The sequence below is a fragment of the Mycobacterium sp. E3247 genome, assembly GCF_001667785.1.
In the GTDB taxonomy this organism is placed as follows: domain Bacteria; phylum Actinomycetota; class Actinomycetes; order Mycobacteriales; family Mycobacteriaceae; genus Mycobacterium.
In genome coordinates this window covers 12,003-33,710 of sequence record NZ_LZJG01000518.1, presented here as the reverse complement: position 1 = coordinate 33,710, position 21,708 = coordinate 12,003, and the positions used below count along the sequence as shown (strand labels likewise).

Sequence of the window (21,708 nt, the reverse complement as noted above, 5' to 3'; positions counted from 1 at the left end):
CGACGCAGACCGGCCGCGATGCTTATGCAAAGCCAACGCGTAAACGGCCCGATGCACCTAGTGTCGAAAGTCCCTAGCTCGCCGCCAGGAAGCTCTCAATTCCCATTTCGAAACGCCGGGCCAGCCATGTTGCTGCGCGCTATGTCAGAGTGTGAGTCTGACCCCTCAAGGAACGTTCTCGCCTGCTGTTTGTCCGTAGATGAGCAACGTTGGGATTCCCGGAGAGCAGGTATTCCGATGCCCAGCATCGGGGTGCAAGCACCGTGTCCGGTTTCATGTCGGAACACCGGATCAAGGGAACCTGGTATGAAGCTCGACTCCGATCACTCCGATCAGTGCCAAGCTCTAAGCGCCTCGTGACTGCTGCTACGCCTTGTTCACGGGATACGGCTTTGCGCAAACCGGCCTGTCGGCGGCGCTCTTCATCATCGGCCCGGCCTACGACCCCCGAAAAATTACTGCCATTGCCCCAGGTCATTCCGCGATAGGGTGACACGACCGGTGGGTTGGCCACCCTCTTTACGCGCGAGGACAGTGACCGTCGATGGCCGACGTGGATGCAGAGGCGATCCAGCAGGATCTGATCGCCGGGGTCGCCGCGGAACTCGACTTCGCGGGCGTCGAGCAGATCGGGCGCGGCGGATTCGGGGTCGTCTACCGTTGCGCGCAGCCTGAGCTGGACCGCATGGTGGCCGTCAAGGTCCTGACCAACGACCTCGACCCCGAAAACCTGGACCGGTTCCTGCGCGAGCAGCGCGCGATGGGCCGGCTCTCAGGGCACCCGCACATCGTCACCGTCCTGCAGGTCGGTACCACCCGCGGCGGCCGGCCGTTCATCGTGATGCCCTACCACGGCACGGGGTCGCTGTGGGGGCAGGTCAGCGGGCACGGGCCCCTAGACTGGCGCCAGGCGCTCAGCATCGGCGTCAAGCTCGCCGGCGCGCTGGAGGCCGCGCACCGGGCCGGCATCCTGCACCGCGACGTGAAGCCGGGCAACGTGCTGCTGACCGACTACGGGGAACCGCAGCTGACCGACTTCGGGCTGGCCCGCATCGCCGGCGGGTTCGAGACCCGCTCGGGCGTGGTCATCGGTTCACCGGCGTTCATCGCCCCCGAACTCCTCGAAGGCGCGACTCCCACAACCGGATCCGACGTCTACTCGCTGGGCGCGACGCTGTTCTGCGCGCTGACCGGCCACCCGCCCATGGGCCGGCCCATCCCCGAGATGCTGGCCAGACAGCGGGTGCCCGAGGACGTCATCGCCGTCATCGAAACCGCCATGACCCGCGATCCGTCACGCCGGCCGGCGTCGGCCCTGGAATACGGTGAACAGCTGCGCGAGGTACAGCGCCGCCACCACCTCCCGGTCGACGACATGGTGGTGCCGGTCGAGCTCAAGCGCACGGGCTCGCCGCCGGCCGGATCGTCGGATCATCGGCGCGAGGCCACCACGACGCCCCCGGCGCCGTCGACGAAATACCGTCCCCCCGCGTCGATTCAGTCGCTGGTCCCGCGCGACCGGTTGATGGCGCTGCTGCGCGCGGCCGGGCGGCGGCGGCTGATCCTGCTGTACGCGCCGTCGGGTTACGGCAAAACCACCCTGGTCGCCCAGTGGCGCGCGGAACTGGCCGCTTCGGGCGTGACGGTGGCGTGGCTGACGGTCGACGACGACGACAACAACGTGGTCTGGTTCCTCGCCCACCTGCTTGCAGCCATCCGGCGGGTACGTCCCGCGCTCGCCGAACCGCTGGAGCAGATCATCGAGCAGCGCGGCGACGAGGCGACCCGCTACGTGTTGACCTCGCTGATCGACGCGATCGACGAGGCCGGCGAACCCGTCACGCTGGTCATCGACGACTGGCAGCGGGTCTCGGACGCCCAAACCATCGACGCTCTGCGATTTTTGATCGACCACGGTTGCGATCACCTGCAGATCATTGTGACCAGCTGGTCGCGCGCCGGATTGCCGTTGAGCAAGTTACGAGTTCGCGATGAGCTGGTCGAAATCGATTGCGAGAAACTGCGATTCGATGCCGAGGAGGCGCGGTCGCTGCTCAACGAGACCATCGGGCTGCAGTTGGCGGGCAGCGACGTGACGGCCCTGACCGCTTCGACGGACGGGTGGGTCGCCGGCCTGCAGATGGCCAAGCTGTCGCTGCGCGGCGGCGGCGATCCGGGCGCCTTGGTGAGCCGGATGTCGGGCGAAAGCGAGGAGGTCGGCGAATTCCTGGCCGAGAACGTCCTCGACATCCTCGACCCGCAACTGGTGGACTTCATGATGGCGACCGCGATCACCGAACGCATCTGCGGTGAGCTGGCATCGGTGTTGGCCGGCGTCGACGGCGGACACGCCACGCTGGAAGAGGTCGAGCGCCGCGGCTTGTTCCTGCGCCACATCGACCATGACCCGCAGTGGTTTCGCTACCACCAGATGTTCGCCGGATTCCTCCGGCGCCGCCTCGAACGCGACGATCCCGGCCGCCTCCACGACCTGCACCGCGCCGCGTCGGCGTGGTTCGCCGAGCACGGCCACATCAGCGAGGCCGTCGACCACGCCCTGGCGGCGGGGGAGACCGCCCGGGCGGTGGACCTGGTGGAGGACATCGAGACCAGGTCCCTGATCAACCAGTCACGCATGACCACCTTCCTCGGCCTGGTCGAGAAGCTGCCCCCGCAGCTCGTGACCACACGACCGCTGCTGCAACTCTCGATGGCGTGGTCGAACATCCTGCTGCACCGCACCCAGGCCACCGAGATCGCGCTCGACCGCTTCGCCGCAGCCATCACCACGTCCGACCTGCCGGAGGCGCGGTGCGCGGAGCTGACCCTGGAAGCCAGGGTGGTGCGGGCGGTGGCCGAGATCTATGCCGACCGGATCGAAGGCCTCGAGGACATGCTGGCCGAGGTGATGTCGAGGGCGCACGAACTGCGTCCGGTGCTCCCGCAGGCGGCCGCCATCGCGCTGGCGTTCGCGGCGATCCACCGCTTCGACCTTTCCGCCGCGCAACGGCTCCTGGAGTGGGCGGAGCCGTTCAACGAGCAGGTCGGCGCGGTGGGCGCCGTCTACGCCCGCAGCTGGGCGGGCATCGCCGCGCGCCAGCAGCTCGACATCCCGCTGGCGTTGCGCAGGTTCCGGCAGTCGTTCGAGACCGGCACCGCGGCGGGGGCGCACTCGTACGCGGCGCGGATCGCCGGTGCGGTGCTCGGCGAAATGCTCTACGAAACGGGCGAATTGGACGAGGCCGCCGAACTGCTCGAGGAGAGCTATCACCTGGGCCCCGAAGGGGGCGGGGTCGACTACCTGGTGGCACGCTACGTCGTCGGCGCGAAAATCAAAGCCGCGCAGGGCGATCGCGAAGCCGCGGTGGACCGCCTCGACGCGGGCATGGCGGTGGCCGACAAGCTGCGGCTGCCACGCCTGGCCGCCGCCATCACCCTCGAGCGGGTCAGGCTGGGGCTGCCCATCGACCCCGCCGAGGCGGACCGGCTGCGGGCCGGCGGCGACATTCCCCGCGGCGGCGACGGCATCGCCATCCTCACCGCCGAGCTCGACGCGGCCTCGGGCATCCGGCTGCTCTCGCGCAGCCATGCCAGCGAAGACCGGGACGAGGCATGCCGGCGCGCCGGCGCCCTGGTGGCCGGAATGGACCCGGCCGCCCGGCCGTTGGCCGCCCTGCAGGCCCGCCTGCTGCTCATCGAAACCCTCACCGCGGCTGGGCGTGCCGCCGACGCGCGCGACGACATCGCGGCGGTGCGCGCCCTGTGCACCGAACAGGGATTGTCGCGGCTGCTCATCGACGCCGGCCTCGGTTAACGGGCGATCGTCCCGCGGGGGCCTGTAGTTGCAGGTACCTGTCGGTGCCGATAAGTTTCGAACATGCGAATCTGCGCCGGGTCGTGAGCCGGAGCGAGAATGCGCATCCAGATGCGGCTCCGGCAACCACACGAGTTTTCTCGTTCAGGCGTGCCCGGGGCCGGCGTCCGTTCGGTTGCTGACGGCTCGTCACGCTGACGCTCATGGCCGGGCCAGTCGTATCCGGGAGTCGTGCCGCGGAGGCCGAAGCCGTCTCCGAATTCCTGGACACCTGCCGCGCTATGCCCGCCTGCTTGCTGGTGGAGGGTGAGGCCGGAATCGGCAAAACCACCCTGTGGCTGGCCGCGACCGAGCAGGCCCGGGCGGTGGGCATGCGAGTGCTCACAGCGCGTGCGGCGATCACTGAATCGGTGACGGCCTACGTCTCGTTGGCCGACCTGTTTTCCTCGGTCGATCGCGAGGTCATCGAAGCGCTGCCCGGGCCGCAACGCCTGGCGGTCGACCAAATCATGTTGCAGGTCAGCGATGACGGCCGGGCAACCGATCAGCGTGCGGTAGCGGCGGCATTCCTGTCGGCGATCGACATACTGGCAGAAACCACGCCGGTGCTCTTGGCCGTCGACGACCTGCAGTGGCTGGATCCCTCCAGCGCTCGCGTGGTGGCGTTCGCAGCGCGACGCTTTTCGGGTCCGGTCGGCCTGCTGGCGACCGTGCGTACGGGCGGTGGTGACGATGTGTCTTGGCTGCAGCTCGAAAGGCCGGATGCCATAAGACGAATTGCCCTCAAGCCGTTGGCCCTCGGGGCATTGCGTCAGATCATCACTGCCCGGCTGGGACGCTCGGTTTCGCGGCATACCATGCTGCGGATCCACGAAGCTTCCGGCGGTAATCCGTTCTACGCCATCGAATTAGCGCGCACGATCCCTGAGGGTGAAGCGGGCATCGAGATGACGCTGCCAACCACCTTGGCCGGGCTGGTGGCTTCCAAGATCGATGTGCTCGATGAGGACACTCGCCAAATACTGCTTGCCGCTGCGTGCCTGGCCGAGCCGACGGTAGAGGCCGTGGCACAGGCTGCCGCCCAGGGCGTGGATGAGTGCGTACGGCGACTGCTGGTCGCGGAAGAGAGGGGCATCGTCACCATCGACCGGCACCGGCTGCGCTTCACCCACCCGCTGCTGACCGCCGCCGTATACACGATGGCCGCACCCACGCAACGGCGTGCAATGCACCGGCGATTGGCGTCGATCGTCGATCACCCTGAATTGCGGGCTCGTCACCTGGCGCTGGCCGCCACGCACGGCGACGCGAAGACGCTGGAGGCGCTGGATGCTGCCGCCGAATTGGCCAACAGGCGCGGGGCGCCGGCGGCTGCGGCGGAGTTCACCGAGTTGGCCAATGAGCTCGGCGTCGGCAGCCCCGAACGCCAGATTCGCTGTGCAACATTCTATTTCAGCGCTGGCGATGCCGTACGCGCACGCGATCTCCTCGAGGAGGTCATCAGGACGCCCGCGCCGGCGAAGGTACACGCTGAAGCGCTCAGCTTGCTGGGGCTGTGGGCTCTGCTCGACGGCAGTTCCCGGGAAGGCGCGAGGCAGCTCCAACGAGCAGCGGACTCCGCCACCGGCGACGATGAGTTGCTGGCTTACATACTCGCGTTGTTGGCGTTCGCGCGGATCAACATTCACGAGTTCGAAGGCGCCGTCGACGCGGCTGACGAAGCGGTCACCACCGCAACCCGGCTCGACGACCGTCAGCTGCTGAGCCAGGCGTCGAGCATGCGAGTGCTGGTGCGGTTCCTGGTCGGTGAGGGTTTCGACGAGGAGGGGCTGCGGACCGCGTTGCTGCTGGGCGATGGCGACGACACGCCGTCGGCCATGCTGTGGCCCACTCTCCAGCACGCCGCCTTGCTCAACGGGACGGGACGGCTCGACGAAGCGCGGCAAGCACTCAGGGCGATTCGGCAACGCTACATCGAGCGCGGCGCCGAAAGCGAAATGATGGTCGGTGCCTTCCATGGCGCGCTCAACGAAATATGGCGTGGTGACTTCGCAGAGGCATCGCTCATCGGTGAGGATGCGCTGCAGCGTGCCCGCCAGCTCGATGCTGACCTGCCGTTGGCCGTGGCGCTGATGATTCAGGCGATGGTGGCCGCCTACGCCGGCGATGAGGCCGTCGCGCGTCGCGACGCCAGTGCCGCACTGACGGCTGCTGAACGCTGCGACTCGCCGGCGCTGGTCACCGTCTGGCCCACGAGCACACTGGGCTTTCTCGAAGTATCGCTGGGGAACTACGAATCGGCACTTCGGGTCCTGTCACCGCTGCTGCGTGGCTTCGAGCAGAGCCCGCGTGCCACGGAGATCTTCATCACCCCTTTTCTGCCTGACGCCGCTGAAGCCTTGATTCGTCTCGACAGGTTCACTGAGGCGAAGAACCTGATTGATGTGTTGGAGGACAACGGACGTCGGTTGGATCGGCCGTGGATGCTGGCGGTCGGTGCGCGGTGCCGGGCGATGCTTCTGGCCGGGGACCGCGATCTGACTGCGGCGCTGACGGCCGCGCAACGGGCGATGGCCGCGCATGAGCGCCTGCCGATGCCCTTCGAGCGTGGCCGCACGCAGTTGTTGCTCGGTGACATCCTGCGCAGGCAGCGCAGCCGCGAGAATGCGGCCGCGGCGATGCGCGCGGCGGCGGCCACATTCGAGGACCTGGGCACGCCGCTGTGGGAGCGCCGTGCCCGAACATCCCTCGAGCGCATCAATTTCGGCCCAGCCGACTCGAAAGTGCTGACGTCGGCCGAGCGGCGTATCGCCGACTTGGCAGCAGCCGGCAGGACCAATCATGACATCGCCTCCGCGCTGTTCATCAGTCCCAAGACCGTCGAGGTTCACCTCTCACGGATATACCGCAAGCTCGGCATCCGGTCGCGCGCAGAACTCGGCCGTCGCCTCGACCAACTGGAACGTGATGACTGACAACGGATTCGGCTACCGCTTTGCCCAGGCGCGTCGCGGCCGCACAGAGATCAGGGCATCTGGTAGGCGCAGCGTCCCGGCGTGTGCTCGGTGAGGTGGACGGGTTGGCCGTCTAACAGGATCGAGCAGTCATGCGTACCGTGGTGATCGGTGTAATTCAAGGCCAGGAACTTGCTTCCCGTGACCTGCACGGTCTGCGACCACGGCGTCGGTACCCACGTGGTGGTGCTCGCGGGGTATACCGGGGTGCCGGGGTCGGGAATGGCGGAGAAGACATCGCCCGCGCCAAGGACCTGGTAGGTGACCGTATGCGCGCCCGCCGCAGGGGAATTGGTCTGCGGCTTCAATCCGCCGGTGGCGCCGACCCCGGCGTTCGCGTTCTCCTGCCACGTTTCGGTGCGCCGTTGCGGGGTGACGCACACCGCGTCGCCGTCGTATGCCTCGCGCCACACCAACCCTGAAACGCACGTCTTGGGGCCGTATGCGCCCCCGCCGGCGTAGCCCTTGCCGTCGGCTGCGGCGGCATTCTCGGTCTGGACCTCAGCGGCTATTGCGGGCGAGACGCAGACGTTGTCACCGGGCCGGGCCTGACGCGGGACCAGCCCGGGTGCGTCTCCGGGAATGCAGCCGCCGTTCGCCGAAGCGGTGGGCGCGGCCACCGGGCCCAGGGCGGTAACAGCGACCGCATAGAGCACGGGTATCAATCGCACGCCCAGGTTGCGTGCTGCCCGCGTTGCCTCGCGGCCGGGCTGTGCCAGGGAAGTGCCCCCTGCTGGCGCATGACAAGACATGAGAACAACTCCCATCGACGTATGCCCTTCTGGTCGTCATTGGGAAGCTAACGCCGCCAGCGATGGGGATGGAATACGGAGTTTCCCTACCCAATTCCGGACTGGCGCCGCAGGGCCCCGCGTTCCGCGGCCGCTCGCCGAAAGCCGTCGGCAATGTAGGGGTTTTCCCTGATGTGGCGCGGACCAATTAGCGCTACCATCGGTCGCTACCTCGAACCTCCGAGCGACAGGGGTCGGATGCGGAACCGAGTCAGCGCCCGGGACGTCCGATGCGTGATCGTGCCGCTGCTTGCCGTATTCGCACTGGCCCTGGCAGCGGCGACCACCGTGGCGAGTACCGCCTCGGAGTCGTATCAGCTGGCCTCGACCTCGCCGCCGCCAACACCTCCCAGTACCTTGACCGCCAACGAGCAGGGCTACGTGCGCGTGACCACGGCCTCGAACGCTATCGGTTGTTCCATCAGCGCCGAACTGGTCGCCTGCCAAACCTCAGCTGACCGCTGGCCCCCTCGCGCCAGTGGTCAGCCGTTTCATACCGTAAGCGTCAGTGCCGACGGCAAATTCCAATTCGTGGACGCCGACCTTGGGGCGCTTGCCGGCAAGGTTGAGCTGGGACCCGGGACATACGAGGCTCAAGGCTGGACCGTCACGGCGACCGTCGACACCGTCACCTTCACCAATGACCGCACCGGCCACGGCATGCAGGTGAGCACACAGTCCGTCCAACCTATGTAGGGCTGGTCCTGCCGGGGCACCCTTGCTTGCGCGGGGCAGCGTCGCAGGGCGACGCCAAAGTATAGGGAAACCACTGATATCACCCGCCGCTTGGCCGCGCCTAGCGTGGGAGTCGCACGCTGTCGATCCCATGCGTAGCCGAAAGGACGGCCATGTTGACCAAACCCATGCCGTGGACAGCGCTCTGCACGATCGTCCTTTGCGGCGCGACTCTGATCGTCGAAGCACCGGCTGCGACGGCCGACCCGCCGGCTCCGGCCTGCAAGCCGGGGTTCGTCTGGCGCGCCGCTCGCCCAGGCGATGCAGTGTGTGTCACCCCCGAGGTCAGGGACAAGACCGCACAGCAGAACGCCGTCGCGGCACAAAACGTCCAACCCGGTGGTGGCAACGCCTGCAAGCCCGGTTTCGTTTGGCGCAATGCCTATTCGGGTGACGCGGTCTGCGTGACGCCCGATGTGCGCGACGAGGCGGCCGCCGACAACGCGGCCGCCGCCTCCCGCACGGTCAGCGCCACCGGCACGTGCCAGAAGTGGCGTGGCGTCAGTGAAGAACTCCTCCTCGCCGAAGACAACGGCTACAAAGTCTTCGCGTACACGTCGTTGACCGGCCAGGCCAGTTTCGAGGGGCACGGCGGACCCGAGGTCAAGGGGAGGATAAGCGCCGGCCCCGGGATCAGGGGCAGTGACATCGGCTTCGCCGTGGTCTGGGACAACGGCTGGAACAGTCGATACGCCGGCATGATCCACCCCGACGGCAGCGCGCGTGGCGGCTATGAAGACTTCGGTCCTGGAAACGCGGGTATCCACAGCGGCAACTGGGACGCGGTCGGAAAGTTCGTCTGTGACCAATAACTTTCTGCTGCAGCAGTATTCGCTTTGATGCAGCAGCTGCGGTGACTTCCGGCAGGGCCACAAGAGGGGAGCGTCTCATGCCAGTTTCACATCGCCTGACCCGCAGTGCCGGAGTCGACCTGCACAAGCTTGCCCATACCTGCTACCTGTTGGCGGCGGTGGCCGCGGGCGCAATCGCTTTCGGGGTAGCTCCGTCGCACGCGGACCCGAACCTGCCCTACGGACCCAATACCTGTGTCCAGGGCCTGGTCTGGCGGGAGGCGCGGGTCGGCGACGCTGTGTGTGTTCGCCCGGGTGACCGCACCCGCACAGCACAAGAGAACGCCGCAGCCGCCGACCGGCGCGACCCCAACGGCCCGTACGGGCCACAGAGTTGTAAGCAGGGATCGGTCTGGCGGGAGGCGTTCGACGGCGACACGGTTTGCGTAACGCCAGACACCCGTCGAGAAAACCTCGACTGGAACGGGTATCGGTGCGGCACGGTTCTCGGTGCACAGCAGCACGCGGGTTACTGCCCACCGTACCCGCCGCCCCCCAACGACATCGGCTAGCTTCGTGCGCCTTCCCCGAACCGCCTTTGATGTCCGTTCCACGCGAAACCGTAGGGAAACACCCTATTTATCCAACACCTCGCCGCGAATAGCGTCAGGCGACAGGTGAATTGAGAGGAGCTCCTCATGTCGGTGAGTACGACACCGCAAGCTGCGCGTAACCCGCTCCTAGCCGGGTTGCGGCTGCCTATGTTGCCGTTGTGGGTGGCGGCGGCCACCGTGCTGAGCGGTGTGACGGGGTTACCGGCCGCGTCGGCGAACGGTGGTTGCATTCCCAACGACATGGCCAATTTGGTTCCGCGCAAAGCGCGACCGGGCGACATGGTTTGCGTACCTTCGGCCATCGCCCAGACCGTTCAGGACGAAAACAATGCTGCGGCAAAGGGTGTGGGCTATGTGCCCGGTGGCGGCGCCTATGGGCCCAAGACCTGCACTTCTGGTTTGGTGTGGCGCGAGGCGTTCGACGGCGATGCGGTGTGCGTGAGTCCGCGGCGGCGGCAACAAACGTGGCAGGAGAACGCCGACGCCGGTGTCGGCAACACGGGCGGCCTCAAGCCCGAGGCCGGCTTCAATCCCGGTGGCGCCAAAGCGGCCCCCGGAAGCGGCGGGCCAGATGCGGCCTTACTCGCCGCAGTCAACGACGCCCGGGTGAACCCGGGCAAGTACCTCCCGCACCCCACGGACAAGGACGGCACCAAATGGGATACCTCCGGCGCGCTTACGAAACCTTGCCCGAAACCCTTCGCCGATTCGGGGGCCTTGGACAACACGGCGGCCACCCATAACGGCTTCATCGCCAATATGGACGCCAGTACGGTCGACAATTTCCCGAACATGCACAAGACCGCGAGTGGTGGCCTGACCACGGACCAGGGTGGGCCCATCACCCAGGCCGGATACTCCAATACGGGCGAGATCGTCGCCGATGGGTTCCCCTCGGAAGCGGCCGCCGTGCAGTTCTGGATGCAAGATGACGGCGGCAAGAACAATTGGGGTCACCGCAACCTGATCCTGAACTGTGGCCTCACCGATGCCGGTGCGGCGCACTTCGCCGGCGGCCCCAGGGGGCATTACTGGACCGTCGACATGGGATCTCACTGAAACGCCTGATATCGGGGATATTCCCAGTCTTCGGAAGCGTCGGAGGGTGCCCGTCACCCTTGCCTGGTCGCACCCAGTGGGCCACCATAAGACCGCGGCTGGGTGCGCTCGACAAGGGACGGTGGAGATGGCAGGAAACCAAGAAGGCATCGGCATCCTCAAACTCGAGTGCCCGCAAGGCCATCCGGTGGGCAGGCTGCTCAAGGACGCTCCCCATCAGTCGGTCGCCTACGACCCCGGCGCGCAGGCGGGGCCGCGCCGGTTCTGGCCGGACGAAGACGACCAGCCGCAGTTCAAGGCGACCTGCAGATACTGCGAGCGGCCGGTGGGGCAAGCCACAGCCACGCTGCAGAGCGCGCTCGCGGCGTTGCTCGACGACGCGGCCACCACCAGCGCCACGGCGACGCTGCCGTATGCCTGACCGGCCGCCGTGGCTACTGTAAGAGCGACAGTAGCGACCGACGCACGAGGAGTCCCGTGGCGCAGATCCCGCCGACATCCCAGAGCACGCCCCGCCCGCCTGAGGGCGACTGGCTCGGCACCCCCTATCTGACCCTCGAGCGCCAGGGGTCGATCGCGGTGTGCACCATCGACCGGCCCGAGGCGCGCAACGCCCTGACGCCGGCGATGTACTTCGGAATCCGTTACGCCGTGGGCCGTGTCAACGAGGACCCGGACCTGGCCGGGCTGCTGCTCACCGGGACAGGCGACGTCTTCGCGCCCGGCGGCGACATGGGCGGCGGCGGAGCCACGGACAACTGGATCACCTTCGGCGGCGCGCTGGGAATGGACGTCACCCCGTTCGACGCGGTGCGCACCTCCGCGAAGCCCGTCGTTTCCGCGGTCAACGGCCTGTGTCAGGGCGGCGGGTTCCAGATCGCGCTGTGCAGCGACCTGGCCGTGGTCAGCGAGCGGGCCACCTTCCGCGTGCCCGAACTGTTCCGCGGCTACGCCGACACCTATTACAGCCAGATGCTCACCCGCGTCATCGGGCCGGTGCGCACCCGCGACCTGATGTTCACCGGACGGGTGCTCACCGCGGCCGAGGCGCTGGACTGGGGCCTGGTCACCCGCGTGGTCGCGCACGACGACCTGCTCCCCGAGGCGAAAGACCTACTGGCGCAATGCTGTCGCACCGCGCCGCGCGCCCGCGGCGTGATCAAGTCCAGCATCGACAGCTATCTGGGGCTCTACGACCGCATCGGCATGACCAGCAGCCTGAGTGACGCCGAGGCGCGCGAGGGCTTCCGCGCGTTCAAGGAGCGCCGCTCGCCCGATTGGGTGCACCCGGACCTGCGGGTCGACGGGCGGCTCTAGATCACCACAGGTCGATCCACTCCGCGTGGGGCGCGACCCGTAACCGCTCGCTGATCCCGGCCTGGTCGAACGCCGCGGCGAATTCGTCGACACCCTCGGTGAAGTGGGCCCAGCCGTCGACGTGGGCGGGGATCACCACGCGGGCGCCCAGGATCTCGGCGGCGGCCGCCGCGCGGGCCGCGGTCAGGGTCAGCGGTCGCCCGCCTTCTTTGGCGGGCACGCTGGCCGCGCCCGCGAACAGCACGGCGACGTCGATGACGCCCGCCCGGTCGGCGACGTCCTTGACCGCCGCGATCGAGGCGTTGTCTCCGCTGAGGTACACGGTGGGCAGGCCGGGCCCGGACAGCACGAAGCCGGTCACCTCGCAGTTGACGTGGCCGCCTTCGTCGCGCTGTCCGTCGGCCGGGCCGTGCACGGCCGGAACGGCTTGCACGTCAAGCGATCCGGACAGTTCGTGGGTCTGCCAGGGCGCCACCCCCAACGCCGGGGGGCCCAGCCGGCCCGCCGCGCCGGGGTGGGTGATCACCAGCGGGGCGGCCAGGGCCATCCGGCGGCCGTCGTCGTCGAGGTTGTCGGGATGCTGGTCATGGCTGATCAACACCGCATCCACCCGGCCGAGCGCCTCGGGGCTCACCGCGGGCCCGGTCAGCTTGGTCAGGTAGGCGTGCACGCCGGGCGGGTCGAACGTCGGATCCATCACCAGCCGGTGGCCCGCGATGTCCAGCACCGTGGTCGGGCCGCCCAGTACGCTGATCGCGCAGTCGCGTCGATGCGCGTCCACCAGCGCGCTCATACCGCTCGCGTCCGGTCGCGCCAGTACGGTTCGCGCAGCTGGGTTTTGAGGATCTTTCCGCTCGCGTTACGGGGTAGCGCCTCCATGAACTCCACGGTTCGCGGGCACTTGTAGCCGGCGAGGTGCCGGCGGCAGAACTCGATGACGTCTTTTTCGTCGACCTCGCCGGAAGCCACCACGATCGCCTTGACCGATTCGCCCCAGAAGTCGTCGGGCACCCCGATCACCGCGGCGTCCGCGACGGGGGGGTGCTCGACGAGCACGCTTTCCACCTCGGGGCCGTACACGTTCTCCCCGCCGGTGATGATCATGTCCTTGAGCCGGTCCTCGATGTAGACGTAGCCGTCGGCGTCCAGGCGCCCCACGTCGCCCGTGCGCACCCAGTCGTCGCCGGTGATCGTCTCGGCGGTCGCCTCCGGCCGGTTCAGATAGCCGCTCATGTTCTGGTTGCTGCGTACCCAGATCTCGCCGGGCTCCCCGGCGGGCACCTCGACACCCGTGTCGGGATCGACGACCCGGATCTCGGTGCCCAGCACCGCCTTTCCGGCCGCCAGCTGCAGGTGTGGACGGGCGGAGTCGCGGTGGTCGGCGTCGCTGAGCGCGGTGACCGCGCCGCACAGTTCCGTCTGCCCGTACACCTGAACGAATCGCGTGTCGGGCCAGGTGGACAGCGCCCGGTGCAGCAGGGGCAGCGGCATGGGCGCCGCCCCGTACACGATGTAGCGCAGGCCCGCGACTGTGGCGTGGGCCGCTTCGCCGGCGTCGAGGAATCGGGCGATCACCGGCGGGACGAAGAACGCATGGGTGGCCCCGGCCCGCACCGCGCCGATCAGGGCGGCGGCGTCGGGTTCGCGGGTCATGATCGTCGGCACCCCGGCGCGAATGCCGAAGAGCGCGTAGCCGATTCCGCCGACATGGAACAGGGGCATGGCCACCAGGTTCGCGTCCCCGTCGCCGAACGGGAACTCCGGCGCCAGGTTCGCCGCGTGATTGACCAGCGCGCGCTGGCTCAGCAGCACGCCTTTGGGTCGCCCCGTGGTGCCGGAGCTGTAGATCACCAGCGCCGTCTCGCCCTCGTCGACGCCGGCGTCGCCCTCAGTGGGCGCCGCCGCGGCGAGCAGGGATTCGTACTCGTCGCCCACCGCGACGATGCGTTCCACGCCGGGCACCCGTGCGGCGGCCGCCTCGGCCGCCGGCTGCAGCTCGGCGCCGACGATGAGCAGCCGCGCCCCGCTGTCATCGAGCACGTGCACGAGTTCGTCGCCGATGACGCGCCAGTTGACGATGGTCGTCACCGCCCCGATCGACGCGGCGGCGAACAGCACCTCGAGGCAGGCGGGGTGGTTCTTGTCCAGAAACGCCACGCACTGCCCCCGCTGCACACCGGCCCCGCGCAGCGCCCCGGCCACGCGACGGATCCGCTCGGCCCAGTCGGCCCAGGACCACTGCCGTTCGCCGTAGCGGATGGCCACGGCGTCGGGACGCTGTCGTGCGTGCCGGTCGACGAATCCGGCCAGTGTCTCGGTCGTGTTCGCCGTGGTGTCGGCTGGTGGCATGAAACCCCTCCGAGTTCGATTCGCTCCACTATGTGATACGCGGTCACGTCCGCGCTCGCCACGTCGGCCCTCCGTTTGACTGGGAGCCTCCGCCTACCAGTGATCACCAACAAGTCCTGGCGCGCGCACCGGCGTCGGCGCACGATCAGGCTATGCCCGAGACGACGCGTCTGCCGCCGCTGCCACCGCTCAGTCTGAGCCCGGAGCAGAAGCGCCTCTACGACGACATGGCGGCGGTGATCGAGCGCAACTTCGACGGACTCGTCGCACGCCGCGAGGACGGCGCCCTGATCGGCCCCTTCAACGGCTGGCTGCATTTTCCGCAGTTCGGAAACCCGGCCTGGGCGTTCAACAAGGCGCTTTGGGAACACAGGGTGCTGCCCGACGCCATCCATCAGTTGGTGATCCTGGTGACCGCCGCAAAATTCGGCGCCCGCTACGAGATCTACGGCCACGAGCACTTCGCCAGGCGAGCGGGTCTCGCGGAGCGCAAGATCGCGACGATCGCCGCGGGCGAACGCCCCCACGACCTCGACGACGACGAGGGTGCGGCCTACGACATGGCGGCCGCGCTGAACCGGGGCGGCTCGCTCCCGGAGACGACGTACCAGGCAGCGCGACAAGCGTTTGGCGCGGAGGGCCTCGCCGAGATCGTCTTTCTGGTGGGATGTTTCTCGATGGTCGGCGTCACGCTGAACGCGTTCGATGCGTCGGTACCGGGCAGGGAGGAAAGCCTCGGCTGATGATGCTCCCGTTGGTGCTTCATCGACGCGCGAGCCGCAGCGCTCACTCCATGGACCGGATCATCATCCCGCCGTCGTCGACGGCCTGAGGAGTGGCATTGTTGTTCTGTCTGAAGTCGATGAAGAGCGACCGTTGGTTGGACGTGTTCAGCAGTTCGGTGAAGGTGCCGATGACCGGAATGCGCCCCTCTGCTGCCGGCACATCGGCGGTGTAATCCACCGAGGCTTGTTGCTGGAAGTTGGCGCTCTGGAGCGGTTGCGTCTCGAGCGCGGTCAGGTTCCTCATATTGCCCAGACCGGATGAGGATGCGTACTGATCCATGTCGCCTTGCAGGACCGCATCGACGTCCGTGTTGCCGGCAGGCTTGACCGCGACCCGCAGTTGGGCGCTGCCGTCGGCATTGCTGAGCGCCAGCCAGTTCGGGCCGCGGTGGCCGGGCGTCCAGCCGGGCGCCGGAGAGATCGAAACGCCCTGAGCAACGGCGATCGGCTCGGCCGATGCGAGCCGCACCGGCGACGGTTCGGCGGCGACGTTCAGGACGATCGTGGCCGTCATGGCGGTGGCCACGGCCATCGCGGTGCCGACCCGTCGGGGTCGTGGTAGCTCGAGTGTCGACGTATTCATGCGCCAGCTCCTGATGCGGGTTTGGGCAAAGGGTGGGTCTCGCCCGCTATGTCCACGATCTCCCCGAAAGCGGATGGTGTCCAAGACCGGGCCGCTATTTGCCGATAGCTCTCCGTTATCGAAATCGGCTTCGGCGGCGGACCGGTGTGTCAACATGTCTGCGGCCTGACACGATTTTTCGAGCAGAGGGGACCGAGCGTGGTGAACCCTGACCGTGCCCGCTCACGCACGTTCGTCGTGACGGGCGCCGCATCCGGAATCGGCCTGGCGACCGCCAGGCGGCTGCTGGCCGAGGGGGGCACGGTCGTCGGCGCCGACCTGGCCGCCGCGCCGGACCTCGGGCCCCGGTTCACGTTCGTGACCGCGGACGTGGCCGACGAGGCCGCGGTCGCCGCGGTGCTGGCCGCCGTGCCCGATCGTCTCGACGGCGTCCTGCACGCCGCCGGGGTCGCCGGGGGCGGACCGGTCCACCTGCTCGACCGGGCCGAATGGGAGCGGGTGATCGGGATCAACCTCACCGGCACGTTCCTGGTGGCCAAGGCGGCGCTGGCGCGGATGATCGAGCAGCCCCGTGTGGACGGCGAACGCGGTTCGCTGGTGACCGTCGCCAGCGTCGAGGGCCTGGAGGGCACCGCGGGCGGCAGCTCGTACAACGCGGCCAAGGGCGGTGTCGTGCTGCTCACCAAGAACATCGCGCTCGACTACGGGCCCAGCGGCATCCGGGCCAACGCGATCTGTCCCGGCTTCATCGAAACGCCGATGGCGCAAAGCGTCTTCGGCCTGCCCGGCATGGAGGGACCGCTGCAATCGATCACCGCCGAGCACGCACTGCAACGGCTGGGCCGGCCGGAGGAGGTCGCGGCCATGGCGGCGTTCCTGCTGTCGCCCGACGCCTCGTTCGTCAGCGGCCAGGCGATCGCCGTCGACGGCGGCTACACCGCCGGCCGCGACCACGGTGTGGTCAAACTCTTCGGCTTTCCCTCCTAGCGCCTTAAGATTCGCGCATGGTCACTCCCGACGAGGCGATCGAGGCGATTCGGGGCACCGGCGGTGCGCAGCCGGGTTGCCGCGCGCTGCACGCCAAGGGCACGCTCTACCGCGGCACGTTCACCGCCACACCCGATGCGGCGATGCTTACGCGCGCAAAGCATCTCGACGGTTCGACGGTCCCGGCGCTGATCCGTTTCTCCAATGGCGCCGGCAACCCCAAACAGCGTGACAACGTGCCGGGAATCCGCGGGATGGCGGTCAAGTTCACCCTGCCCGACGGCTCCACCACCGACGTCGTGACGCAGACCGCGCGCCTGTTCGTCTCGAGCACACCGGACGGATTCGTCGATCTGCTCAAGGCGATGCGGCCCGGCCTGACGACGCCGCTGCGCATGGCCAAGTACTTCCTCACCCATCCCCGGCTGCTCGGCGCGCTGCCGGTGCTGCGCGACGCGAACAAGATCCCGGCCAGCTACGCCACCATCGAGTACCACGGCTTGCACGCGTTCCGCTGGGTCGCCGCCGATGGCAGCGCCAGATTCGTTCGCTACCATCTGGTTCCGGCCGCCGCAGAGAACTACCTGTCGGCGTCGGCCGCCCAGGGCGAAGGAGCGGACTTTCTCACCGACGAGCTGAACGCGCGCCTGGCGAGCGGGCCGGTGCGATTCGACTATCGGGTGCAGATCGGCGGGCCCACCGACTCCACCGTCGATCCGTCGGCGCCCTGGCAGAGCACCCAGATCGCGACCGTCGGCACCGTGGAGATCACCGGCCTGGAGACCGAGCGCGAACACGGCGGCGACATCGTGGTGTTCGACCCGATGCGGGTGACCGACGGCATCGAGCCCTCCGACGATCCGGTCCTGCGCTTCCGGACGCTTGCGTATTCGGCGTCGGTGAAGCTGCGGACGGGCGTCGACCGCGGGGCCGAAGCCCCGCCCGCCTGACCATAACCTCGGACCGCCGGTCGCCCGCGAGCCGAAACCGGCGGCAGGCTAGGGTTTTCCTTCAGTGTCGCCTTCCCACATGCTGCTGATCTGCTTGGCCGGGTTCGGCGCCGGCGCCATCAACGCGCTCGTCGGGTCCGGCACCCTGATCACGTTCCCGACGCTGGTCGCCCTCGGCTTCCCACCGGTCACGGCCACCATGTCCAACGCGACCGGTCTGGTCGCCGGCAGCGTGTCGGGCACCTGGGGTTACCGCGCCGAGCTGGGCGGCCAGTGGGACCGGCTGCGTTGGCAGCTCCCGGCGTCGCTGGCCGGTGCGGTGCTGGGCGCATTCCTGCTGCTGCACCTGCCGGAGAAGGTCTTCGCCGAGGTGGTGCCGGTGTTGTTGGTCCTGGCGCTGATCCTGGTGGTCGCCGGGCCGCGGATCCAGGCGTGGACGAGCCGGCGGGCCGAGGCCGCGGGCCGTTCGGCCGAGCACATCACGCCCGCCCGGATGGCCGTGCTGGTGCTCGGCACGTTCGCCGTCGGCGTCTACGGCGGCTACTTCACCGCCGCGCAGGGCATCTTGCTGGTTGGCCTGATGGGTGCGCTGCTGCCGGAGTCGGTGCAGCGGATGAACGCCGCCAAAAACCTCATGACGCTGGTGGTGAATGTGGTTGCGGCGGTGGCCTATACGTTGGTGGCCTTCGACCGGATCAGCTGGCCGGCCGCCGGGCTGATCGCGGCCGGCTCACTGGTCGGGGGACTGGTCGGGGCCCGCTACGGGCGCCGGCTGTCGGGCAACGCGCTGCGCGCCACCATCGTGGTGGTGGGCCTGATCGGGCTGTATCGACTGCTCGCCGTCGCCTGACGGAAAAGGGTTGCCGCACAAAGCGTTCAGCTCAGCGTGGCGGCGGCCGCCTGCTCGATCACGTCCATCACCTCGCCCCGACGACGCCAGGCCCGCAGCTGGCGCATCGCCCCGTTGCCCTGCTCGGCGACCCGGTCGAGTTCGGCCACGACGCGGTCATACTCACCGAGCGACTCCAACGCCGGCCGCACGCGTCGCACGAGCACGCCCAGCTGCTCACGCGCCGGCACCGCCCCGCGGCCGTGGACCAGGTCGAGCGTGCGTCCGGCGAGCCCGTCGTGGGCGGCCTTCCAGTACGCCGCGCGCAGGGCCGCCGGCGGAAGCCGGCCGGGCCCATCGGCTTCGAGCGCCGTCATCACCGCCGCCCTGACCAGGGTGGCCAGCAGCACCGTCTCCGCGACCGTCGCCGGCACGTCGGCCACCCGCACCTCGATCGTCGGGAAATTCTCCGACGGGCGCACGTCCCAATAGACCATCTTCTGGTCCAGGATCACTTCGCTGTCGATCAGCATCCGCACCGTGCGGTCGTAGTCGTCGGGCGACGGGAAGAAGGGCGGCGGCCCGGCCACCGGCCAGCGCCGCCACAGCACGCTGCGCCAGCTCGCGTAGCCGCTGTCGGCGCAGCGATACACCGCCGAATTCGCCGACAGCGCAAGCAAAGAGGGCAGCCAGGGCCGCAGCCAGTTGCTGACCGCGACGGCGGCCGCGCGGTCGGGAACCGCAACGTGCACATGGCATCCGCAGATGCCCTGCTCGTGGGCGACCATCCCGTACTCGGCGCCGATGCGCCGGTAGCGGGGCGTGTCGGTGACGGGGAACTCGTGCGGCGTGGCGGGCGGTAGCCCGGCGGCGAGCAGCTGAAGCCCCACCGCCTCGGCCGCCCGGGCCGCCGTGCGCCGCAGCCGCGACAGTTCCTCGCCGAGTTCGGTACTGGTTGCCACAACGCTGGAGGTCGTTTCGACCTGGCAGCTGCTCAGTTCCAGCTGCAGCTCGACGCCACGGCGCGCCGCCTCGGCGGCCACGTCAACGTTCCGCGGAGCCGGTTCTCCGGTTCGCGGGTCGACGAGGAGGAATTCCTCCTCCGCGCCGAAGGTGGGCGGGTCGCTCATCTGGCCCGGGGGAGGGCGATCAGGGGTTGGGCCGCCCCGTCACCAGCGGGCCGCGGACCCCAGGGCGGAATCGGCGGTCGGGTAGATGGGCAGCAGCGCGGACAGGCCGCACGCGTCGACGATGCGGGCGACGATCGGTTCGCGGCTCACCAGGCGCAATTCGATGCCACGCTCCTTGCAGCGCTTCGCCTCGTCGGCCAGCACCGCGAAGGCGCAGCAGCCCATGAAATCGAGTCCGGTGACGTCGACGACGAAAGGGCCGGGAGCGATGACGATGCCGGCCACCTCGGAGACCAGCTGGCGCCAGGTGTGCTCATTGCAGGCGTCGACCTCACCGCCCGCGTAGATGAGCACCGCCGGGCCGCTGCGATCGGCGGTCGCGCGCAGGGTGCTGTTCGGATCGCCGAGCTCGTAGACCAGCTTCGTGCTCAGCATCAAGTGGGTAGTTGTCATAGGTTCTGCAATGGCCGAGCACATCGTGGACTCCTAATCGACCGGCGTCTACGACGCTGCGATGGATGCCCGTCCTGCCCTCTGAAGACAGACTCTTCGCGGAAGTGCGAATCTCATTTCTATAACAAGACAGGTCGGTCTGTCTACCTGTCCGGGCTAAGAGTATGTTGTGGGTTGTTATGACAGCTTCCGACCTCGGAAGGCCCGCCGCGTCGGCTCGTGAGCGCATCTTGACCGCGGCATATGACCTGTTCAGCCGGCGCGGGATCCGTGCTGTCGGCACCGAAGAGGTCATCGAGAAGGCCGGGGTCGCCAAGGCCACGTTGTACCGTCACTTCGCCACCAAGAACGACCTGGTGCTGGCAGTGCTGCAGCGGCGCGAGGAGCTGTGGACGCACGGGCTGATCGAGGAGCAGTCCCGGCAGCGCGGGGAGACGCCCGAGGAACAGTTGCTGGCGATCTTCGACGTCATGCACGAATGGATTCAGCTGCGCGACGGCTACGAGGGCTGCTCGTTCATCAACGTGCTGCTCGAGCTCGGGCCCGATTCCCCCGCGGGACGGGCCTGCGTCACCCACATCGACCACGTGCGCGACATCGTGCGGCACCGCGCCGTCGCGGCGGGGCTGACCGACGTCGAGGATTTCGCCTCGTCCTGGCACATCCTGATGAAGGGCGCGATCGTGCTGGCGGCCGTCGGCGACCGGGACGCCGCCCTCCGTGCCCGCAGAATGGCCGTCGCGCTCATCGAAGAGCACCGGCCGGTCGTACCGGAGGATGTCGGCGAGGCGGCCAGTTAGCCGCCGCTGTCACGCGGCGTCGGCCGCGGTGTTCTCCGCCTTACGGTAGTGCTCGGCCTCGAGTTCGGCGATGGCCCGCGAGGTGCGCTCGCGCAGCGCGAAGGCGGCGATCAGCCCGAACACGATGGCGATGACGAGCGCGATCCAGGAGAACCGCTCCATCCAGCGCTCGGCGGCCATCCCGGCGTAATACACCAGCGCGGTGGTGCCGCCGGCCCAGCAGATGGCGCCCGAGACGTTGGCGGTCAGGAAGCGGGGGTAGTGCATCTTCAGGGCGCCGGCCAGCGGCCCGGCGAAAATGCGCAGCAGCGCGATGAAGCGGCCGAAGAAGACCGCTCGAACTCCCCAGCGGTTGAACAACTTTTCGGCCAACGCGACGTGTCCGGGACCGAAATGTTTGGGGAACCGCCGGCCGAGGCGGTCGAAGAGCGGCATGCCGAACCGGCGCCCGATCGCATAGCCGATCGAGTCGCCGACCACGGCGCCGATCACCGCCGCGACGCCGACCCCGACGGGGTTGACCGGCAAGTCGTCATGCGACGACATCAACGCGGCACTGACCAGGATGATCTCCCCGGGAAGGGGAATGCCCAGGCTCTCCAGCCCGACCACACCGCCGACCACCAGGTAGACCGCGAGCGGCGGGATCGCGTGCAGCAAAGCCTCCACATCCATGCGTCCAGGATGCCTGACCGCCCGGCGATACG

Annotated in this window: 20 protein-coding genes; 13 read left to right on the top strand and 7 right to left on the bottom strand. The window is 68.4% G+C overall.

Annotated features, from left to right (window positions below):
* The first annotated feature begins 544 nt into the window (after nucleotides 1-544).
* Nucleotides 545-3,814 (top strand): serine/threonine-protein kinase, encoded by a 3,270-nt coding sequence (locus A9X04_RS26405; RefSeq protein WP_067927242.1) that lies wholly within the window; start codon nucleotides 545-547, stop codon nucleotides 3,812-3,814.
* A gap of 203 nt (nucleotides 3,815-4,017) precedes the next feature.
* Entirely contained in the window at nucleotides 4,018-6,789 is a 2,772-nt protein-coding gene (locus A9X04_RS26400) for a LuxR family transcriptional regulator (RefSeq protein WP_067927239.1), read from the top strand.
* 50 nt (nucleotides 6,790-6,839) lie between these two features.
* On the opposite strand, the gene A9X04_RS26395 is transcribed toward A9X04_RS26400, so the two are convergent.
* Nucleotides 6,840-7,499, bottom strand: a complete 660-nt coding sequence (locus A9X04_RS26395; protein ID WP_156764546.1) for a hypothetical protein — start codon at nucleotides 7,497-7,499, stop codon at nucleotides 6,840-6,842.
* Nucleotides 7,500-7,853: 354 nt separating this feature from the next.
* On the opposite strand from A9X04_RS26395, the gene A9X04_RS26390 reads away from it, so the two are divergent.
* The 6 genes from A9X04_RS26390 (at nucleotide 7,854) to A9X04_RS26370 (ending at nucleotide 12,135) form a co-directional block, all read left to right on the top strand.
* Nucleotides 7,854-8,315: a hypothetical protein gene (locus tag A9X04_RS26390; RefSeq protein ID WP_142393446.1), complete on the top strand. Its 462-nt coding sequence runs from the start codon at nucleotides 7,854-7,856 to the stop codon at nucleotides 8,313-8,315.
* 152 nt (nucleotides 8,316-8,467) lie between these two features.
* Nucleotides 8,468-9,166: a hypothetical protein gene (locus A9X04_RS26385; RefSeq protein ID WP_067927231.1), complete on the top strand. Its 699-nt coding sequence runs from the start codon at nucleotides 8,468-8,470 to the stop codon at nucleotides 9,164-9,166.
* A gap of 77 nt (nucleotides 9,167-9,243) precedes the next feature.
* Nucleotides 9,244-9,717: a hypothetical protein gene (locus A9X04_RS30635; protein ID WP_142393445.1), complete on the top strand. Its 474-nt coding sequence runs from the start codon at nucleotides 9,244-9,246 to the stop codon at nucleotides 9,715-9,717.
* A gap of 204 nt (nucleotides 9,718-9,921) precedes the next feature.
* Nucleotides 9,922-10,818, top strand: a complete 897-nt coding sequence (locus A9X04_RS26380) for a hypothetical protein (protein WP_156764545.1) — start codon at nucleotides 9,922-9,924, stop codon at nucleotides 10,816-10,818.
* A gap of 127 nt (nucleotides 10,819-10,945) precedes the next feature.
* Nucleotides 10,946-11,239, top strand: coding sequence for a hypothetical protein (locus A9X04_RS26375; protein ID WP_067927379.1), 294 nt, complete (start codon nucleotides 10,946-10,948; stop codon nucleotides 11,237-11,239).
* Between the two features lie 56 nt (nucleotides 11,240-11,295).
* Nucleotides 11,296-12,135, top strand: a complete 840-nt coding sequence (locus A9X04_RS26370) for an enoyl-CoA hydratase/isomerase family protein (RefSeq protein ID WP_067927225.1) — start codon at nucleotides 11,296-11,298, stop codon at nucleotides 12,133-12,135.
* A 1-nt stretch (nucleotide 12,136) separates the two neighbouring features.
* On the opposite strand, the gene A9X04_RS26365 is transcribed toward A9X04_RS26370, so the two are convergent.
* Nucleotides 12,137-12,916: an MBL fold metallo-hydrolase gene (locus A9X04_RS26365; protein ID WP_067927376.1), complete on the bottom strand. Its 780-nt coding sequence runs from the start codon at nucleotides 12,914-12,916 to the stop codon at nucleotides 12,137-12,139.
* An 8-nt stretch (nucleotides 12,917-12,924) separates the two neighbouring features.
* On the bottom strand, nucleotides 12,925-14,484 hold the full coding sequence (locus A9X04_RS26360; RefSeq protein ID WP_067927222.1) for a long-chain-fatty-acid--CoA ligase: 1,560 nt from the start codon (nucleotides 14,482-14,484) through the stop codon (nucleotides 12,925-12,927).
* A 152-nt stretch (nucleotides 14,485-14,636) separates the two neighbouring features.
* On the opposite strand from A9X04_RS26360, the gene A9X04_RS26355 reads away from it, so the two are divergent.
* Nucleotides 14,637-15,227 (top strand): carboxymuconolactone decarboxylase family protein, encoded by a 591-nt coding sequence (locus A9X04_RS26355; protein WP_067927219.1) that lies wholly within the window; start codon nucleotides 14,637-14,639, stop codon nucleotides 15,225-15,227.
* Between the two features lie 43 nt (nucleotides 15,228-15,270).
* Here A9X04_RS26355 and A9X04_RS26350 read toward each other — a convergent pair whose 3' ends face one another.
* Nucleotides 15,271-15,738, bottom strand: coding sequence for a hypothetical protein (locus A9X04_RS26350; RefSeq protein WP_197509417.1), 468 nt, complete (start codon nucleotides 15,736-15,738; stop codon nucleotides 15,271-15,273).
* Between the two features lie 312 nt (nucleotides 15,739-16,050).
* Between A9X04_RS26350 and A9X04_RS26345 the strand changes: the two genes are divergently transcribed.
* The 3 genes from A9X04_RS26345 to A9X04_RS26335 all read left to right on the top strand — a co-directional run bounded on the left by A9X04_RS26345 (nucleotide 16,051) and on the right by A9X04_RS26335 (nucleotide 18,639).
* On the top strand, nucleotides 16,051-16,839 hold the full coding sequence (locus A9X04_RS26345) for an SDR family NAD(P)-dependent oxidoreductase (RefSeq protein ID WP_067927213.1): 789 nt from the start codon (nucleotides 16,051-16,053) through the stop codon (nucleotides 16,837-16,839).
* A 17-nt stretch (nucleotides 16,840-16,856) separates the two neighbouring features.
* Entirely contained in the window at nucleotides 16,857-17,789 is a 933-nt protein-coding gene (locus A9X04_RS26340; RefSeq protein ID WP_067927211.1) for a catalase family peroxidase, read from the top strand.
* A 64-nt stretch (nucleotides 17,790-17,853) separates the two neighbouring features.
* Nucleotides 17,854-18,639: a sulfite exporter TauE/SafE family protein gene (locus A9X04_RS26335; protein WP_067927209.1), complete on the top strand. Its 786-nt coding sequence runs from the start codon at nucleotides 17,854-17,856 to the stop codon at nucleotides 18,637-18,639.
* 26 nt (nucleotides 18,640-18,665) lie between these two features.
* Here A9X04_RS26335 and A9X04_RS26330 read toward each other — a convergent pair whose 3' ends face one another.
* Together A9X04_RS26330 and A9X04_RS26325 are read right to left on the bottom strand one after the other, a co-directional pair.
* Entirely contained in the window at nucleotides 18,666-19,748 is a 1,083-nt protein-coding gene (locus A9X04_RS26330) for a glutamate--cysteine ligase (RefSeq protein ID WP_067927206.1), read from the bottom strand.
* 39 nt (nucleotides 19,749-19,787) lie between these two features.
* Nucleotides 19,788-20,225 (bottom strand): anti-sigma factor antagonist, encoded by a 438-nt coding sequence (locus tag A9X04_RS26325; protein WP_067927204.1) that lies wholly within the window; start codon nucleotides 20,223-20,225, stop codon nucleotides 19,788-19,790.
* Between the two features lie 155 nt (nucleotides 20,226-20,380).
* On the opposite strand from A9X04_RS26325, the gene A9X04_RS26320 reads away from it, so the two are divergent.
* Nucleotides 20,381-21,001 carry a TetR/AcrR family transcriptional regulator gene (locus tag A9X04_RS26320; protein WP_067927201.1) on the top strand — a complete coding sequence of 207 codons (621 nt, stop codon included), beginning with the start codon at nucleotides 20,381-20,383 and terminating at the stop codon, nucleotides 20,999-21,001.
* A 9-nt stretch (nucleotides 21,002-21,010) separates the two neighbouring features.
* Here the strand turns inward: A9X04_RS26320 and A9X04_RS26315 are convergent, their stop codons facing one another.
* Nucleotides 21,011-21,676, bottom strand: coding sequence for a DedA family protein (locus tag A9X04_RS26315; protein ID WP_067927199.1), 666 nt, complete (start codon nucleotides 21,674-21,676; stop codon nucleotides 21,011-21,013).
* Nucleotides 21,677-21,708: the final 32 nt, after the last annotated feature.

Bases quoted from the DNA above. Each gene is read 5' to 3' on its own strand.
- A9X04_RS26405 (WP_067927242.1), top strand. From the start codon at position 545: ATGGCCGACGTGGATGCAGAGGCGATCCAGCAGGATCTGATCGCCGGG.
- A9X04_RS26400 (WP_067927239.1), top strand. From the start codon at position 4,018: ATGGCCGGGCCAGTCGTATCCGGGAGTCGTGCCGCGGAGGCCGAAGCC.
- A9X04_RS26385 (WP_067927231.1), top strand. From the start codon at position 8,468: ATGTTGACCAAACCCATGCCGTGGACAGCGCTCTGCACGATCGTCCTT.
- A9X04_RS30635 (WP_142393445.1), top strand. From the start codon at position 9,244: ATGCCAGTTTCACATCGCCTGACCCGCAGTGCCGGAGTCGACCTGCAC.
- A9X04_RS26375 (WP_067927379.1), top strand. From the start codon at position 10,946: ATGGCAGGAAACCAAGAAGGCATCGGCATCCTCAAACTCGAGTGCCCG.
- A9X04_RS26360 (WP_067927222.1), bottom strand. From the start codon at position 14,484: ATGCCACCAGCCGACACCACGGCGAACACGACCGAGACACTGGCCGGA.
- A9X04_RS26355 (WP_067927219.1), top strand. From the start codon at position 14,637: ATGCCCGAGACGACGCGTCTGCCGCCGCTGCCACCGCTCAGTCTGAGC.
- A9X04_RS26340 (WP_067927211.1), top strand. From the start codon at position 16,857: ATGGTCACTCCCGACGAGGCGATCGAGGCGATTCGGGGCACCGGCGGT.
- A9X04_RS26330 (WP_067927206.1), bottom strand. From the start codon at position 19,748: ATGAGCGACCCGCCCACCTTCGGCGCGGAGGAGGAATTCCTCCTCGTC.
- A9X04_RS26325 (WP_067927204.1), bottom strand. From the start codon at position 20,225: ATGTGCTCGGCCATTGCAGAACCTATGACAACTACCCACTTGATGCTG.
- A9X04_RS26320 (WP_067927201.1), top strand. From the start codon at position 20,381: ATGACAGCTTCCGACCTCGGAAGGCCCGCCGCGTCGGCTCGTGAGCGC.
- A9X04_RS26315 (WP_067927199.1), bottom strand. From the start codon at position 21,676: ATGGATGTGGAGGCTTTGCTGCACGCGATCCCGCCGCTCGCGGTCTAC.